Raw genomic sequence first — 15,370 nt, 5'->3', positions numbered from 1 at the left:
AAGTGGCAAGCCCTCGCGGGGCGCGGGGCGCGAGGCGCGGGGTGTGGGGCGCGGGGTGTGGGGCGCGGGGTGTGGGGCGCGGGGCGCGGGGTGATCAAGGGAAGGAGGGAGGGAACTGCTGGTTCCGGGGTTAGACGAATTGGAGCCAGGCTAGGCGGGTGACCATGGCTAGGACTACGCAGACCAGGACGATCCTTACGAAGCTGGTGCCGCGTTTCAGGGCCATTCGGGCGCCAATCTGGGCGCCTGCAATGTTGCATACCGCCATGCCCAGGCCGAGGGTCCACATGACGTGGCCTTGGAGGCCGAAGACCACCAATGCGCCCAGGTTCGTGCCGGTGTTGATGATTTTGGAGGTGGCGGAGGCGTGGACGAAGTCGAGGCCGAGGATGGTCGTGAAGGCGATGATCAGGAAGGTGCCTGTGCCTGGGCCCATGATGCCGTCGTAGAACGCTATCGCTACGCCGGTCACGGTGATCGTGGTGATGATGCGGGCGCGGGTTCGTAGGTGGGGGTGGGGGATGGCGCCCAGGGACGGTCTCAGGGTTACGAATGCTGCCACTGCCACCAGGATGACCATCACTACGGGGCGCAGCACGTTCGCTGAGATTGCTGCTGCGGCGGAGGCGCCCAGGCCTGCGCTGAGTACGGCCAGCGCACCGGCTGGGAGGGCGACCTGTTTGTCGACCTTGGTGGTGCGGGCGTAGGTGACGGCGGCGGAAGCCGTACCGAAGATGGAGGCGAACTTGTTGGTCGCCATCGCCTGCACCGGTGGGACACCGGCCACCATGAGGGCGGGTAGCTGCACGAGACCGCCGCCGCCGACCACGGCGTCGATCCATCCCGCGCCTGCTGCTGCCGCCAGAAGGACCACAAGCTGTTCCAGCGACACGCCACTCCCCCGCGTTGGCCTCCTGGGCGGGCAAGAGCGTATATGCACGCCTATAGCGGGACTTGACCCGGCCCCGGGGTCGCCCATCACAACCCCAGGACCGGGAGCTCTCCGGTAACCCCCGCTCGGCACAGGCTGCCCTCACGTCTGTACGGCTGCCGCCAGGTCGGGGCCCCACCCGCGCTTCCGCCCATACGTCACGCCCACTCGGACAGGCACACCCCGACATATGGGCGTGCCGATGACCGAGCGCGCCAACCGGCGACCGTGCCTGATGTGTGGGCAGGCAGGTCATACGTCCAGGCGTGCGGAAGGGTTGGCGCGCCTGCGGGTGGGCTTGCCGGGGCAAGGGAGGGCGGACCAGCCGATGGACGGGCGGGCCGACGGACGGGTGGAGGGCCGCCCTCACGGGCCCAACCCCTCACGGGCCCAACCCCTCACGGGCCCAACCCCTCACGGGCCCAACCCACTCCACACCGACAGGAGGGCTGGGCGAGAGGGCGGTTGGGCCGGAGGGCGGGTGGACCGGCCGACGGGCGGGCAGACCGACGGGGGTGGAGGGCCGCCCGCGCGGGTCCAACCCCCACACCGCACGGGCAGGAGGGCTGGGCGAGAGGGCAGGTGGACCAGCCGACGGGCGAGTGCGCCGATGAGTGGAGCAGGCTCGCCCGTACCAGCCCAACCGCACGGACAACCTGTGGAAGGGGTCAGCCGGTCCTGGTCAGTGTGCGTTTTCTGCTGGCGAAGACGTCGTCGATCAGGTTGTACGTGCGAGCCTGTTCCGCCGTCATGATGCGGTCACGCTCGATGTCCTTCCTGATCTCCCCCGCCGCCCGCCCCGTGTGCCGAGCCAGCAACTCCTCCTGCTGGTCCCGCATCCGCAGGATCTCGCGCGCGTGGATCTCCAGGTCGCTCGACTGCCCCCGCCCGCCCTCGGCGTGCGGCTGGTGCAGCAACACCCGGGCGTGCGGCAACGCCCCCCGCTTCCCCGGCGCCCCCGCCGCCAGCAACACCGCAGCCGCAGAAGCCGCCTCCCCGATGCACACCGTGTTCACCTCGGGCCTGATGAACTGCATCGTGTCGTAGATGGCCGTCATCGCGGTGAACGAGCCACCCGGCGAGTTGATGTACAGGTGCACGTCCTGGTCGGGGTCGATGGACTCCAAGGTGAGCAGCTGTGCCATCACGTCGTTGGCCGACGTGTCGTCGATCGGCACCCCGAGGAAGATGATGCGGTCCTCGAACAGCTTGTTGTACGGCGTCATCTCCTTCACGCCGAACGACGTGCGCTCGACGAAGGACGGCAGCACGTAACGAGCCTCCATGCTCATCTCACCCCCGCCACACTCGCCGCGGTGCTCACCACGTGGTCGACGAAGCCGTACTCCAGCGCCTCCTGCGCGGTGAACCACGCGTCGCGGTCGGAGTCCGCCTCGATGCGCTCCAGCGGCTGCCCCGTGTGCTGGGCGATCAGCTGGGCCATCAGCTTCTTGGTGTAGAGCAGCGACTCGGCCTGGATCTGGATGTCGCTGGCCGTACCGCCGATGCCGCCGAGCGGCTGGTGCATCACGATGCGGGCGTGCGGCAGCGCGTAACGCTTGCCCGGCGCCCCGGCGCTCAGCAGGAACTGCCCCATGGAGGCCGCGAACCCCATCGCCACGGTCGCCACGTCGCACGGAACGAACTGCATCATGTCGAACAGCGCCATCCCGGCGAACACGGAACCGCCAGGGGAATTGATGTAAAGCGTAATGTCTCGGTCCGGGTCGTCGGCGGCCAGCAATAGCAGCTCACCGCAGATCCTGTTGCAAATCTCGTCATCGACCTCCTGGCCGAGCACGACGATTCTTTCTTTCAGCAAACGCTGGCTGACCTGCTCTGGCCACGCCTGCCGTGCGGTATCCACCATGAGGCGCCTTTCTCTCGAAGGTATTCCCCGACGCTAGACCCAACCCGCGCCAATTGAGTCGGGTTTTCGCCTGGAGCGCATTTCACTAAAGGCTTATTACTCCAATAGTGAAATTTCCTGGACGTATGATCGTGGATGTGAGAGTGCTCTTCAGGCGCTGGGCGGGCCTGATCCTCGGCGGCGCGCTGCTGATGCCGTACATGATGGCCGGGGTCCTGATCGCCGGTGTCTCCAACGGCGGCGACCTGCTGCTGCCCATGCAGGTGCCGATCTACCTGGCATCCATTCCGGTCATCGCGCTGACCGGGCTGTTCCTGCCGGTGCGCGCGTTCGAGGTGAGCGCGGCGCAGGGCCTGTTCGGGGCGCAGGTGGAGCCCCCGCGCACGAAGCGGACCTGGCAGGAGCGCCGCCGCACCTCCGCCTGGTTCACCCTCCACCTGGCGATCGGCGGCCTGGTCAGCGGCTTCACGCTGGCGATCGTGCCGTTCGCGATATGGACCTGGACGCTGCCCTTCTTCGGCAATCCCAGCGGCGTCACCGGCACCCACATCGACCCGGGACTCGGCGCGCTGCCCTGGTCGCTGGCCGGGCTCGCGTTCCTGGTGCTGCTGACCTTCATGGCGGCGGGCGGGGGACTCCTGCTGGCCAAGACCGCGCCCCGCCTGCTGGGGCCGACCCCGGCGGAACGGCTGGCGGCAGCGGAGGACCAGGCCCGTACGCTGGCGGAACGCAACAGGCTCGCCCGCGAGCTGCACGACTCGGTGGGCCACGCCCTGAGCGTCGTCACCCTGCAGGCAGCGGCGGCCGGACGGATCCTGGACCGCAAGGAGGACCCCGACCCCACGGTCAGAGGCGCGCTGACGGCCATCGAGCAGTCGGCCAGGTCGGCACTGGAGGACCTCGACCACGTGCTGGGCGTTCTTCGTGAAGGCGACGGCACCAGGCAGCCGCAGGCCACGCTCGCCGATCTCGACGCGCTCATCACCTCCTCGGGCGCTGAGGTGATCACCGACATCAGCGATCTGTCCCCCGTGCCCGCCGTGGTTTCGCGGGAGGCGTACCGCATCGTCCAGGAGGCGCTCACCAACGCCATCAAGCACGGCGAGGGCCCGGTCAGGCTGGCGGCAGCCGTACGGGGAGAAGACCTCGAACTGCAGGTCAGCAACCGTACGGCGGGCGCGAACGGGCACGGCGGCGGGCGCGGGATCCACGGTATGCGCGAGCGGGTGCGGCTGCTGCGCGGCGACCTCGAAGCGGGCCAGGCCGACGGTCAGTGGATGGTGTCGGTACGGCTGCCGCTACGGTCGGGGTCATGACGATACGCGTGGTGATCGCCGACGACGAGGACCTCATCCGCGCCGGGCTGCGCATCATCATCGACGCCGAGCCCGGCCTGGAGGTGGTGGGCGAGGCGTCCGACGGCGCCGAGGTCCTGCCCGTGGTGCGGACCCAGCGGCCGGACGTGGTGCTCATGGACGTGCGGATGCCGAGGGTGGACGGCATCCAGGCGACCAGGCAGCTGATGGCGCTGGACGACCCGCCGACGGTGCTGGTGGTGACCACGTTCGAGAACGACGACTACGTCTACGACGCGTTGCTGGCCGGGGCGGGCGGTTTCCTGCTCAAGCGCACCAAGCCCGACGATCTGGTGCAGGCCATCAGGCTGGTGGCGGCGGGCGACTCGCTGCTGTTCCCGGCCGCGATCAGATCCCTGGCGGCCCGCCGAGAAAAGACCATAAATCCGCATATCCGGCGTCTGACCGACCGCGAGGGCGACGTGCTGCGCCTGATGGCCAAGGGCCTGTCCAACGGCGAGATCGCCGCGGAGCTGGTGGTCAGCCAGGAGACGGTCAAGACCCACGTGGGCAACGTCCTGTCCAAACTGTCCGCCCGCGACCGCACCCAGGCCGTCATCAAAGCCTACGAATCCGGCTTCGTCACCACCTCCTGACCGACCGCGAAACGACCGACCGCGGACAGACCTACCGCGGACAGACCGACCGCGTACAGGCGGGCCACCAGCTCGCCCCTGCTGGACACCCGGACCTTCCCGAAGACCGCCTTGATGTGGTCGCGCACGGTGTGCGGGGAGATGAACAACCGCCCGGCGATCTCCCCGGTGGTCATGCCCAGCGCGACCAGCTGGGTGATCTCCAGCTCGCGCGGCGACAGCTCGTACGCCTCGGCGACGATGACCGCCACGTCCGACGTGGCCGCGGGCTCGATGACCAGGACGATCGGCCCGGACGACCCGCCGGGCCCGCTCAGGCTGGAGGCGTGGCACACCAGCCACCGCCCGTCGACCGTGCGGATGCGCACGCGCGCGGAGACGGACGAAGGGGTGAAGCGGGCCTGGAGGGCGGCGGTGACGATCCAGATGGGCAGGCGCACCCCCAGGGCGGTGCTCGCGTACGGGCCGTCCGGGAGTCGCGCCAGATAGTGGCGAGCCTCCTCGTTGATCGACGTCGCCTCTCCTGACGGGTCGAACAGGACGAGACCGGGCCCGGGAGCATCCGGCAGCGACCGCGCCTCCGCGCGCCGGGCGAAGGACCGCAGGCGTACGGCCAGCGGCGCGGACAGCCCGGCGACGAACTCCAGCTCCTCAGCCCCGAAAGGTGCCTGGAAGCGGAAGAGGCTGACCACCCCCCACGGCCGCCGCCCCGTGCGCAGGACCGCGCGCAGTTCCAGGTTCTCTCCCTGCCAGGGGCGGCCAGGCCCGTGCCCCACGCGGGCGGCGGGCACCGCGGCGCGGGCCAGGTCGCGGAAGGGGACGGAGTTCTCCCCCAGGATCTCGCTCTCCCAGTAGGCCGCGCAGTGCTCGCCGCCGCCGAGGTTCTCCACCCGCATCGGCGCGGTGACCAGCCCCGTCTCGGGGTCGGTGGCCGACCACACCGCCGCGTCGAACGCCACGACCCGCCGCAGCCGCGCCGAGGTGACGGCGAACAGCTCGTCGGCGTCATCCGCCCGTTCGGCCGAGGACAGCACTTCGGTACGGCGCCGCCGTACAGCAGGAGAAGGCACGCCCCCACCCTGCCTGCTCGCCGGCCGCCACGCGCACCCCCCAGATGAGGGATGGGCCAGGTCCACGGCGGCGGCCAGCCTCTCCCTCATGAGAATCGCCATCATCGGAGGCGGGGCGGCCGCCGTCGCCCTGCTCGACTCCCTCGCCCGGCTGGACGCGCTGCCGGGCTCCGTCACCGTGTTCGAGCCGTCCACGCAGCTGTGGCGCGGCCGGCCGTACGGGCCAGATCTCGACGTCGTGCGGGTGAACGCGCCGCCCGCGATCATGTCGATCCGCCACGGGGACCAGGGGCACTACGCGCGCTGGCTCGGCGAGCGGGCGGCCGCGCACCTCGACGGGCGCCTCGGTGAGCCGCTGGTCCCGCGCGCGCTCTACGGCGAGTACCTGCGGCAGACCGCAGAGGAGGCCGCCGCCCGGCTGCCGCTGGACGTGCGGCGCGGCCGGGTCACCGCGGTGGAGCGGCGCGGCGGCGAGGTGGTGCTGCGTACGGAGGACGGCCACGGGCAGGCCGTGGACCGCGTGGTGCTGTGCGTCGGCAGCGGGACCCCGCGCGACCTCTTCGGCCTGTCGGGCGTGCCCGGGTACGTCGCGGACCCCTACCCGCTCGCGCGCACCCTGCCTGGAGTGCCGCGGGAGAGCGCGGTCGCGGTGATCGGCAGCGGGCTGACGGCGGTCGACGTGGTCGTCTCCCTCGCGGCCTCTGGCCATACGGGCCCGATCGCCCTGATGTCGCGCAGCGGCGTCCTGCCGCACGTGTGGCAGCGGCCCGTCAGGTACGAGTCCCGGCACCTGACGGCCGCCAACCTGCGCGGCGCCCGCACGACGAGGGATCTCGCCGACCTGATGCGTGCGGAGCTGGACGGCCTGGGCGAGGACTTCGACGCCTTCGCAGCCGACCTGCTGGCCACGTCCTGGGAAGATCCAGGGGTACGGCTGCGCCGCCAGCTCGCCGCGATCGACGCCCCCGAGCTGGGGCGACGGATCCTGCAGCAGGCGGCGCACACCCTCGGCCCGCTCGCCTGGAGCGTGCTGACCGACCGCACCGAGTGGACCGGGGAGCATCGCCGTACGGCCGTCAGCGTCAGCTCGCCGATGGTCCCGGTGAACGCCGTCGAGGTGGACCGCCTGCTGGAGCGCGGGCAGCTCACCCTCGTCCGCGGCCTGCGCACGGTCGAGCCCGGCTTCCGCATCCGGACCGCGGGCGGCGGCCTGCGCGCCGACGTCGTGATCAACGCGGTCAACCCGCCGCCGCACTCGGTGCCCCCGGCCGCCGCGCCCCTGGTCGCGTCGCTGCTGGCCACGGGCCTGGCGACGGCGAACCCCGCGGGCGGCCTGGACGTGCCCTCCGGCGCTCCCCTGCACGTCGTGGGCGACCTCGCGGCGGGCGGGACCTTCGTGACATCCAGCGTCCCGGCCATCGCCGCCACCGCCCAGGCCCTCTTCTGCGGCTAGACGGTCACGAGCATCTCGGCGGCAGGCAGCGCCGTACAGTCCACGGCTGACTTTCCCGAGGCTGCCAGGTACTTGTCCACCAGGTGCAACCCCACCGCGTATCCCGACATATCCGGAATGCCGCGAGGCTGCCCGCCGAACCGCACCGCGGCGGTGTCGCCCAGCACGAACCCCGGCGTGTTCTGCATCCCCTGCAGCCCGATGTCCGCCATCGTCAGCTCGAAAGCCCGGTCGAACTCGGCCCCCGTCACCCGCGAGGACCACGGCCCCATGGCCGACGGCCCAGCCAGCTCCCGCACGAAGGCCTCGGCCAGCCCCTCGGCCATCACGTGCTCCCCCACCGTCACCGTCGCCGGATCCCACACCACGCTGCGGAACCGTACGTTGTGGTGGAACTCGTGCACCGCGCAGTAGGCGATCCTGCCGATGTTCTCCTCCGTCGGCCAGGCGACCACGTACAGCCACTCCCCCGACCCGCCCATGCCGTAATAACCCCCGGTGACGTCCATGAGGTAGGCGTCGTCCGGATTGCCCAGCACGAACATCACCTGCAGCCGCTCCGGCTGCGGAAAGTCACCCAGCAGCGCCGAGGCCGACGACAGCGCCGACGAGATCTGCCCCAGCAGATCCACCGAAACCAGCCGCTCCACGGCCTCCAGGTACCGCGGGTCCTCCCGGTCGACGCGGAACCCGCCCCCCATGTGGTGCAGGTCGACGCCGTCGCCCGGCATCGGTATGGCCGAACGCATCGGCTCCAGCATGGCCCGCACCTTCGACGGCCGCTCCTCCAGCGGCCCCGACAGCAACTCGGCCATCGCGGACAGGGTGTCGTGAACGATGAACTCCATGAAAAGGACGCTAGAGCCTCACGTCACGTGAGGCTCAAATCGAACCGTCCTCGCTGCTCTCGTCCCCCGACGTCGGCCCGGGCGAGCCGGAACCGCTCTGGGTCGGCGACGGCGACGGCGTGGGCTCCTGCGGCTCCGGCGTGACCGGCGTCGGCGGCGGCGTCGGGATCACCACCGTCGGCGGCAGCGGCCTGGGCTGCGGCTCGCTCTCGTCCCTGCCCAGCATCAGCAGGATCGCGATCAGCGCCCCCAGGATCAGCAGGATCGCCAGCGCCACGGCCGCGATCGCCACCCGCCGCGCCGTCTCGGTCAGCGGCGGCCGCGGCTTGGGCGGCCCAGGCAGCGCCGGAGCCCGGTCGGTCAGCCAGTAGGGGACGAAGTCCGGGCCGTGCGCCTGCCCGATCAGCGTCCCGCCCACCATGACCGGCTCCAGGAACCGCTCGGCGCCCGCCCGGCCCGGCGTGTAGGCGACGGCGACCCACGGGGCCTGGCCCAGGTCGGCGGCCACCACGTCGTCCAGCACCGCCGTACGGGAGCGCATCCACCTGCGCACCCCCACGGGCATGGCGGCCTCGACCGCCGTCACGAAGCGGTCGCGCGCCGCGCCGTCCAGCGCCGCGCCCCGCGTCAGCACCGCCACGGACACTGCGCGCCCGTCGGGAGCCTGCCCGAGATACACGAATCCGGCGGCCGCCACCTGCAGGCGCGCCTGGATCACGAACGGCCCGAGCTGGGGCGGATCGCCGTACTGCAGCGGACTTGGCACAGCCGTCATGTAAACACATGTTCCCCAACGGCGCGCCGGATGCACGTTTGCTGCGTGTTTGGTGGAATGGCAACCATGAGCGTCGCCGAACAGTTGCCCAGCGGAACGGACGCGGCCGTGCTGCGTCAGACCCTCGACGAGGTCCGGCGCGTCATCGTCGGACAGGACCACATGGTCGAGCGGCTCGTCGTCGCCCTCCTCGCCCGCGGTCACTGCCTGCTCGAAGGCGTGCCAGGCGTGGCCAAGACGCTGGCCGCCTCCACCCTGGCCACCGTCGTGGGCGGCAGCTTCGCCCGCATCCAGTTCACCCCCGACCTGGTCCCCAGCGACATCGTCGGCACCCGCGTCTTCCATCCCTCAAGCGAGCAGTTCGACGTCGAGCTCGGCCCCGTCTTCGTCAACTTCCTGCTCGCCGACGAGATCAACCGCGCCCCCGCCAAGGTCCAGTCGGCGCTGCTGGAGGTCATGGCCGAGCGCCAGGTGACCCTGGCGGGCATCACCCACCCGCTGCCCAGGCCGTTCATCGTGCTCGCCACCCAGAACCCGATCGAGTCCGAGGGCGTCTACCCGCTGCCCGAGGTGCAGCGCGACCGCTTCCTGTTCCGCGTCCGGGTCCCGCACCCCAGCGCCCACGAGGAGCTGGAGATCCTGCACCGGATGAGCGTCGCCCCGCCCGTCCCCGAGCCCGTCCTCGACCCCGACCGGCTCATCGCCCTGCAGACCCAGGCAGAACAGGTCTCGGTGCACCAGCTCGTCGCCGACTACGTCGTACGGCTCGTCATGTCGACCCGCTCGCCCGCCGAGTACGGCATCCCCGACCTCGCCGAGACCATCGAGATCGGCGTCAGCCCCCGCGCCACCCTCGGCCTCGTCTCGGCGGGACGGGCCCTCGCGCTGCTGCGCGGGCGCGACTACCTGCTCCCCGACGACGTGCGCGACGTCGCCGTCGACGTCATGGGACACCGCCTCATGCTCACCTTCGACGCCCTCGCCGACGGCGTCGACCCCGACCAGGTGGTGCGCCAGATCCTGCACGCCGTACCCCCGCCTCTCGTCGTCTGGAACCAGAACCGGTGATGAGCTCGGCCGAGCAGGTCCTGCGGCGGCTGGAACTGCTCGTCACCCGCCGCCTCGACGGCCTCATGCACGGCGCCCACCAGGGCCTCATCCCGGGACCCGGCAGCGAGGCCGGGGACAGCCGCGTCTACGTCCCCGGCGAGGACGACGTGCGCCGCATGGACTGGGCCGTCACCGCCCGCACCACCGTCCCCCACGTGCGCGACCTGGTCGCCGACCGCGAACTGGAGACCTGGGCGCTGGCCGACCTGTCGCCCAGCATGGACTTCGGCACGGCGGACACCGACAAACGCGACCTGGTCGTCTCCGCCGTCGGCGCGATCGGGTTCCTGTCCAGCCGCATGGGCGACCGGTTCGGCGCGCTCGTCCTGCACGACGAGTTCGTGCACCGCATGCCGGCGCGCACCGGGCGCCCGGCGCTCTACGGGCTGCTCAACTCCCTCATCGCCGCGCCGCGCGGGCGTGCCGTACCCGACGCCCCCGACCTGGCGGAAGGCATCGACGTGCTGGCCGCCACGCGCACGCGGCGCGGGCTGCGCGTCGTCGTCTCCGACTTCCTCGACGCCCACCCCAGCCTCGACCCGGAAGCGGAACGCCCCTGGGAACGGCCGATCAGGCGGCTGTCGGCCAGGCACCAGGTCCTCGCCGTCGAGGTGATCGACCCGAGAGAGTTGGATTTGCCCGATGTGGGGACAGTTGCGTTCGCCGACCCCGAGAGCGGGAACGTACGCGAGGTGCACCTTTCTCCATCGGTACGGCAGGCCTACGCCGACGCCGCCGCCCTGCAGCGCGAGGGCACCAGGGCCGCGCTGCGCCGGGCCGGCGTCGCGCACCTGGTGCTCCGTACCGACCGTGACTGGGTCTTCGACATCGCCCAGTTCACCCTCCGCCAGCGTCGCATGGCCCACGTGAGCCGGAGGGCAACCCGTTGACTTTCCTCGCGCCAGGCTGGTTGTGGCTGTTCGCGCTCGTCGCGCTCGTCGTGGCGGGGTATGTCGCCGCGCAGTTCCTGCGCCGCCGCTACACCGTGCGCTTCACCAACCTGGCCCTGCTCACCCTGGTCGCCCCCTCGGGACCCGGCTGGCGCAGGCACGTCGCCCCCGTGCTGTTCCTCGTCATGATGAGCCTGCTCGTCATCGGCGCCGCCCGCCCCGCCGACCAGGTCAGGGTGCCGCGCGACCGCGCCACCATCATGATCGCCCTGGACGTGTCGCTGTCCATGGAGGCCGACGACGTCCAGCCCGACCGCATCACCGCCGCCAAGAACGCCGCCCAGGTGTTCGCCAAGAGCCTGCCCGACCGCTTCAACGTCGGCCTCGTCTCCTTCGCCAGGTCGGCGAACGTCGTCATCTCCCCCACCACCGACCACCAGGCCGTCGTCACCGCCATCGGCAACCTCACCACCAGGCCGGGCACCGCGATCGGCGAGGCGGTGTTCAACTCCCTCGACTCCATCCGCTCCTTCGACCAGCAGGCCGCCACCGACCCGCCACCCGCCGCGATCGTGCTGCTGTCTGACGGCGACAACACCTCGGGCCGCTCGGTCAACGAGGCCATCGACGCGGCCACCCAGGCGCGCGTCCCGGTCTCGACGATCGCGTACGGCACGCAGGAGGGCACGGTCACCATCGACGGCCGCCCGGTGAACGTCCCGGTCAACAAGGCCACGCTGCAGTCCCTGTCCGACGGCACCACCGGCCGGGCGTACACCGCCGAGTCGGGCAGCGAGCTGCGCGAGGTCTACGAGCAGATCGGCACGTCGCTCGGCTACAAGCTGGTCAACCAGGAGATCAGCCAGTGGTTCATCGTGGCCGCGATCTTCATCGGGCTGCTGGTGGCGAGCGCCGCTGTCCTGCTGGGGTCGCGGATCCCGTAACGTTTTCCCACGTGGCCCACTACTTCGAGGAGCAGCCGAGTACGGCGAGCAAGCCGTCCAGCGTCGATCTCGTGCTGCCCGATCTGCACCTGCGGCTGGAGACCGACCGGGGCACCTTCTCGCCCGAGCGGATCGATCTCGGCACCCGGATCCTGCTGGAGAGCGTGCCCCGGCCGCCGCAGGAGGGGGACCTGCTCGACCTGGGCTGCGGCTACGGCCCGATCGCCCTGACGATGGCCTCCCGGGCCCCGGAGGCGACCGTGTGGGCCGTGGACGTGAACCGCCGCAGCCTGGACCTGACCGAGCGAAACGCCCAGGCTGCCCGCCTTTACAAAGTACGTCCGTTTCACATCGATGAGATACCCGATGACCCGAAATTTCGCGTCATCTGGTCCAATCCCGCGATCCGAATCGGCAAACCGGCGATGCACGCCATGCTCACCCGCTGGCTCAACCGCCTGACCGACGACGGCGAGGCGTTTCTCGTCGTCCAGAAGCACCTCGGCTCGGACTCCCTGCACAAATGGCTCAACGAGCAGGGCTGGCAAGCCACCCGCCACACATCCAGAGCCGCCTACCGCATCCTGAAGGTGACCAGATGAGAAAGCAGCTGCGCCCGACTGACGTCAAGCGGCTCAACCGCACCTGGCGGCGCAACACCGAGAACCGCCTGTCGCTGATCCTGGAGTCGGTGACCGGCCCGTTCAACGTCGGGTCGATCTTCCGCAGCGCCGCCGCGTTCGGCGTCGACCAGATCTGGCTCGCCGGCAACGCCACTCCCCCCACCAACCCCAAAGCGGGCAAGACGGCGCTCGGCACCGAGCGCCTCGTCACCTGGCACGAGGCGGTCCCCGCGCTCGACGCGGTCAAGGCCGCCAAGGACGACGGCTACGTGGTGCTCGCCATCGAGCTGACTGCGGAAGCCGTACCCCTGCACAGGGCCGACTTCGAGCGCGACGTCTGCCTGGTGGTCGGCAGCGAGGACCACGGCTGCTCCCCCGCCGTGCTCGACGCCGTCGACGGCGTCTGCTACATCCCGCAGGTCGGGCGGGTGGGGTCGTTCAACGTCTCGGTGGCCGCCGCCATCGCCCTGGCCGAGGCTCGCCGCCAGGAATGGGCGAAGTTGCCCGATCTGTAACCCATCTGTTCCTGACGCGCCCCACTCACGGAAGGCATACTCACGCTCGTGTTCAGCCGCCGCTTCTCCTTTCTCGACCACGCAGGACCGCTGGCCTTCGCCCATCGCGGCGGCGCGATGGAAGGCGCGGAGAACACCACGGCCGCCTTCGAGCGCGCGGTGGACCTGGGGTACGAGTACCTCGAGACCGACGCGCACGCCACCTCGGACGGCGTCCTGCTCGCGTTCCACGACCACACCCTCGACCGCGTGACCGACCGGCGCGGCCGCGTCGCCGAGCTGCCCTACTCCGTCGTACGGCAGGCCCGCATCGGCGGCGTGCACGAGATCCCCCTGCTGGAGGACCTGCTCGGCAGCTGGCCCTCGGTGAGGTTCAACATCGACGTGAAGGAGGCGGGCACGATCGGCCCGCTGGCCTCGGCGATCAAGCGCACGAACGCCTACGACCGGATCTGCCTGACGTCCTTCTCCGACGAGCGGCTGCTGCGCGCCCGAGCGGCGATGGGGCGCGAGGTCTGCTCGGCGCTCGGCCCGCGCGGCGTCGCCGCGCTCAGGACGGCCGCGGCGACCTCGTCGTACGGCAGGCTGTTCGCGAGGCTGGCCCGCGCCGGGATCCCCTGCGCGCAGGTGCCCGTGGGCTTCCGCGGGCTGCGCGTCACCACCCGTGCTCTGGTGCGTACGGCGCACGCCCTGGGCATGCAGGTGCACGTCTGGACGGTGAACGACCCCGCACGCATGAACCAGCTGCTCGACCTCGGCGTCGACGGCATCATGACCGACAACATCTCCGGCCTGCGCGACGTCCTCGACCGGCGCGGCCTATGGAACCCTGGACAGATGGCGGCTTAGATGACCACCCCCGCACCCCCCGCGGTCTTCGACGAGTCACCTGCGGCGCGCAAGCGCGAGCAGCGCGGCTGGTATTTCTACGACTGGGCCAACTCGGCCTTCCCCACCACCGTCCTGACGGTGTTCCTGGGCCCCTACCTGACGACGATCGCCGAGTCCGCCGCCTGCGCGAAGGACTTCGCGGGGGTCGCCAACTGCACCGCCACCTTCGACACGCTGGTCGCGCAGAACCCAGCGCTGGGCTACGTCGACGTGCTGGGCCTGTCGATGCGGCCCAGCGCGTTCTACCCCTTCGTCATCGGGGTCGCGGCGGCCGTGCAGGTCGTGCTGATGCTGATCGCGGGCGCGATCGCCGACCACACCGGGCGCAAGAAGCAGATCATGGGCACGTTCGCCTACATAGGCGCGGCGGCCACGGTCGGCATGTGGTTCGTCGCCGACGGCCGCTACATGCTGGGCGGCTGGCTGTACATCGTCGCCAGCGTCTCGTTCGCCTGCGCGTTCGTGGTCTACAACTCCTTCCTGCCGGAGATCGCGACGCCCGACGAGCGTGACCGGGTGTCCACGACCGGCTGGGGCTTCGGCTATCTGGGCGGCTTCCTGCTGCTGCTGGTCAACCTCGGCACCTACCAGTTCCGCGCCAAGCTGGGTATCAGCGAGGGCGACGCCGTGCGGCTGGCATTGTCGTCGGCGGGCCTGTGGTGGGCCGGGTTCACGATCATCCCGCTGGTACGGCTGCGCAACAGGCACGCGGTGCCGCGCGGCAGGGAGAGCACAGGGCGCGCGGTCATCGGCAGCTTCGCGCAGCTGGGCCGGACGATCAAGGAGCTGTTCACCCGCTACCCGCTGACCCTGCTGTTCCTGGTGACGTACCTGCTCTACAACGACGGCGTGCAGACCGTCATCTCCTTCTCCGCCACCTACGCCAGCCAAGAACTCGGCCTCAGCAAGGACATCCAGATCCTGGCGATCCTCATGGTCCAGTTCGTCGCCTTCTTCGGCGCACTCTTGCTGGGTCGCCTCGCGCGCTCATTTGGGGCCAAACGAGTCGTCCTGTTGTCGTTGGTGGGCTGGACGGCTGTCGTGATCGTTGCCTACTTCCTGCCCAAGGGGTCGGCCGTGGCGTTCTTCGCGCTCGGGTTCGCCATCGCGATCGTCATGGGCGGCACCCAGTCGCTGTCGCGCTCGCTGTTCTCCCACGTGATCCCGAAGGGCAAGGAGGCGGAGTACTACAGCCTCTACGAGATCAGCGACAAGGGCTCGACGATGCTCGGCTCCTTCACCCTGTCGCTGGCGCTGCAGGCCACCAACAGCTACCGGATCGCGATCGTCTCGCTCGTCGTCTTCTTCATCCTGGGCGGCGTCATGCTCGCCATGATCAACCTGCCCAAGGTCATCAGGGCAGCGGGCAACGAGGTGCCCGACAAGATCTGAACGGCATCGCGGCCGTCGCCCTGCTGCGCGAACGGCTGCCGCGATGCCGCATGAACCATCCTCACCTCAAGAGCCCGACGGAGCCAAGCCCGCCGGGCTCTCCTCTT

General features: G+C 70.5%; 16 protein-coding genes. 10 read left to right on the top strand and 6 right to left on the bottom strand.

Going from position 1 to position 15,370, the window contains the following annotated elements; translation table 11 throughout:
• Positions 1-130 precede the first annotated feature (130 nt).
• From ACIBG8_RS01500 to ACIBG8_RS01490, 3 genes are all read right to left on the bottom strand, one after another.
• Positions 131-892: a TSUP family transporter gene (locus ACIBG8_RS01500; RefSeq protein WP_397340471.1), complete on the bottom strand. Its 762-nt coding sequence runs from the start codon at positions 890-892 to the stop codon at positions 131-133.
• Positions 893-1,599: 707 nt separating this feature from the next.
• On the bottom strand, positions 1,600-2,223 hold the full coding sequence (locus ACIBG8_RS01495; protein WP_397340469.1) for an ATP-dependent Clp protease proteolytic subunit: 624 nt from the start codon (positions 2,221-2,223) through the stop codon (positions 1,600-1,602).
• Positions 2,220-2,801 (bottom strand): ClpP family protease, encoded by a 582-nt coding sequence (locus tag ACIBG8_RS01490; protein WP_397340468.1) that lies wholly within the window; start codon positions 2,799-2,801, stop codon positions 2,220-2,222. The genes ACIBG8_RS01495 and ACIBG8_RS01490 overlap by 4 nt, the downstream gene beginning before the upstream one ends.
• 137 nt (positions 2,802-2,938) lie before the next feature.
• Between ACIBG8_RS01490 and ACIBG8_RS01485 the strand changes: the two genes are divergently transcribed.
• Together ACIBG8_RS01485 and ACIBG8_RS01480 are read left to right on the top strand one after the other, a co-directional pair.
• Positions 2,939-4,117, top strand: coding sequence for a sensor histidine kinase (locus ACIBG8_RS01485; protein WP_397340467.1), 1,179 nt, complete (start codon positions 2,939-2,941; stop codon positions 4,115-4,117).
• Positions 4,114-4,752, top strand: a complete 639-nt coding sequence (locus tag ACIBG8_RS01480) for a response regulator (protein ID WP_397340466.1) — start codon at positions 4,114-4,116, stop codon at positions 4,750-4,752. Before ACIBG8_RS01485 ends, ACIBG8_RS01480 begins: the two co-directional genes overlap by 4 nt.
• On the opposite strand, the gene ACIBG8_RS01475 is transcribed toward ACIBG8_RS01480, so the two are convergent.
• Positions 4,722-5,822, bottom strand: coding sequence for a LuxR C-terminal-related transcriptional regulator (locus tag ACIBG8_RS01475; protein WP_397340465.1), 1,101 nt, complete (start codon positions 5,820-5,822; stop codon positions 4,722-4,724). The genes ACIBG8_RS01480 and ACIBG8_RS01475 overlap by 31 nt on opposite strands.
• 88 nt (positions 5,823-5,910) lie before the next feature.
• Between ACIBG8_RS01475 and ACIBG8_RS01470 the strand changes: the two genes are divergently transcribed.
• Positions 5,911-7,275, top strand: coding sequence for an FAD/NAD(P)-binding protein (locus ACIBG8_RS01470; protein ID WP_397340464.1), 1,365 nt, complete (start codon positions 5,911-5,913; stop codon positions 7,273-7,275).
• On the opposite strand, the gene ACIBG8_RS01465 is transcribed toward ACIBG8_RS01470, so the two are convergent.
• Both ACIBG8_RS01465 and ACIBG8_RS01460 read right to left on the bottom strand, forming a co-directional pair.
• On the bottom strand, positions 7,272-8,123 hold the full coding sequence (locus tag ACIBG8_RS01465) for a DUF2268 domain-containing protein (RefSeq protein ID WP_397340463.1): 852 nt from the start codon (positions 8,121-8,123) through the stop codon (positions 7,272-7,274). The two genes, ACIBG8_RS01470 and ACIBG8_RS01465, sit on opposite strands and share 4 nt — an antisense overlap.
• 34 nt (positions 8,124-8,157) lie before the next feature.
• Positions 8,158-8,898, bottom strand: coding sequence for a hypothetical protein (locus ACIBG8_RS01460; RefSeq protein WP_397340462.1), 741 nt, complete (start codon positions 8,896-8,898; stop codon positions 8,158-8,160).
• A gap of 66 nt (positions 8,899-8,964) precedes the next feature.
• Between ACIBG8_RS01460 and ACIBG8_RS01455 the strand changes: the two genes are divergently transcribed.
• The 7 genes from ACIBG8_RS01455 to ACIBG8_RS01425 are packed head-to-tail and all read left to right on the top strand — an operon-like array spanning position 8,965 to position 15,263.
• Entirely contained in the window at positions 8,965-9,966 is a 1,002-nt protein-coding gene (locus tag ACIBG8_RS01455; RefSeq protein WP_397340461.1) for an AAA family ATPase, read from the top strand.
• The gene (locus tag ACIBG8_RS01450) at positions 9,966-10,898 is read left to right on the top strand and encodes a DUF58 domain-containing protein (RefSeq protein ID WP_397340460.1); all 933 of its coding nucleotides are present in this window, start codon (positions 9,966-9,968) and stop codon (positions 10,896-10,898) included. Before ACIBG8_RS01455 ends, ACIBG8_RS01450 begins: the two co-directional genes overlap by 1 nt.
• Positions 10,895-11,842 carry a VWA domain-containing protein gene (locus ACIBG8_RS01445; protein WP_397340459.1) on the top strand — a complete coding sequence of 316 codons (948 nt, stop codon included), beginning with the start codon at positions 10,895-10,897 and terminating at the stop codon, positions 11,840-11,842. The genes ACIBG8_RS01450 and ACIBG8_RS01445 overlap by 4 nt, the downstream gene beginning before the upstream one ends.
• A gap of 11 nt (positions 11,843-11,853) precedes the next feature.
• On the top strand, positions 11,854-12,444 hold the full coding sequence (locus tag ACIBG8_RS01440) for a class I SAM-dependent methyltransferase (RefSeq protein ID WP_397340458.1): 591 nt from the start codon (positions 11,854-11,856) through the stop codon (positions 12,442-12,444).
• On the top strand, positions 12,441-12,980 hold the full coding sequence (locus tag ACIBG8_RS01435) for a TrmH family RNA methyltransferase (protein ID WP_397340457.1): 540 nt from the start codon (positions 12,441-12,443) through the stop codon (positions 12,978-12,980). Before ACIBG8_RS01440 ends, ACIBG8_RS01435 begins: the two co-directional genes overlap by 4 nt.
• Positions 12,981-13,028: 48 nt before the next feature.
• Positions 13,029-13,829 (top strand): glycerophosphodiester phosphodiesterase, encoded by an 801-nt coding sequence (locus tag ACIBG8_RS01430; RefSeq protein WP_397340456.1) that lies wholly within the window; start codon positions 13,029-13,031, stop codon positions 13,827-13,829.
• The gene (locus ACIBG8_RS01425) at positions 13,830-15,263 is read left to right on the top strand and encodes an MFS transporter (RefSeq protein WP_397340454.1); all 1,434 of its coding nucleotides are present in this window, start codon (positions 13,830-13,832) and stop codon (positions 15,261-15,263) included.
• Positions 15,264-15,370 lie beyond the last annotated feature (107 nt).

The sequence above is a fragment of the Nonomuraea sp. NPDC050556 genome (assembly GCF_044457355.1).
Classification (GTDB): Bacteria; Actinomycetota; Actinomycetes; order Streptosporangiales; family Streptosporangiaceae; genus Nonomuraea.
Note: the sequence above shows the minus strand (reverse complement) of the source record. Positions and strands in the feature narration are given on the sequence as shown.

Bases quoted from the DNA above. Each gene is read 5' to 3' on its own strand.
- ACIBG8_RS01480 (WP_397340466.1), top strand. From the start codon at position 4,114: ATGACGATACGCGTGGTGATCGCCGACGACGAGGACCTCATCCGCGCC.
- ACIBG8_RS01450 (WP_397340460.1), top strand. From the start codon at position 9,966: ATGAGCTCGGCCGAGCAGGTCCTGCGGCGGCTGGAACTGCTCGTCACC.
- ACIBG8_RS01435 (WP_397340457.1), top strand. From the start codon at position 12,441: ATGAGAAAGCAGCTGCGCCCGACTGACGTCAAGCGGCTCAACCGCACC.
- ACIBG8_RS01465 (WP_397340463.1), bottom strand. From the start codon at position 8,123: ATGGAGTTCATCGTTCACGACACCCTGTCCGCGATGGCCGAGTTGCTG.
- ACIBG8_RS01470 (WP_397340464.1), top strand. From the start codon at position 5,911: ATGAGAATCGCCATCATCGGAGGCGGGGCGGCCGCCGTCGCCCTGCTC.
- ACIBG8_RS01455 (WP_397340461.1), top strand. From the start codon at position 8,965: ATGAGCGTCGCCGAACAGTTGCCCAGCGGAACGGACGCGGCCGTGCTG.
- ACIBG8_RS01425 (WP_397340454.1), top strand. From the start codon at position 13,830: ATGACCACCCCCGCACCCCCCGCGGTCTTCGACGAGTCACCTGCGGCG.
- ACIBG8_RS01490 (WP_397340468.1), bottom strand. From the start codon at position 2,801: ATGGTGGATACCGCACGGCAGGCGTGGCCAGAGCAGGTCAGCCAGCGT.
- ACIBG8_RS01495 (WP_397340469.1), bottom strand. From the start codon at position 2,223: ATGAGCATGGAGGCTCGTTACGTGCTGCCGTCCTTCGTCGAGCGCACG.
- ACIBG8_RS01460 (WP_397340462.1), bottom strand. From the start codon at position 8,898: ATGACGGCTGTGCCAAGTCCGCTGCAGTACGGCGATCCGCCCCAGCTC.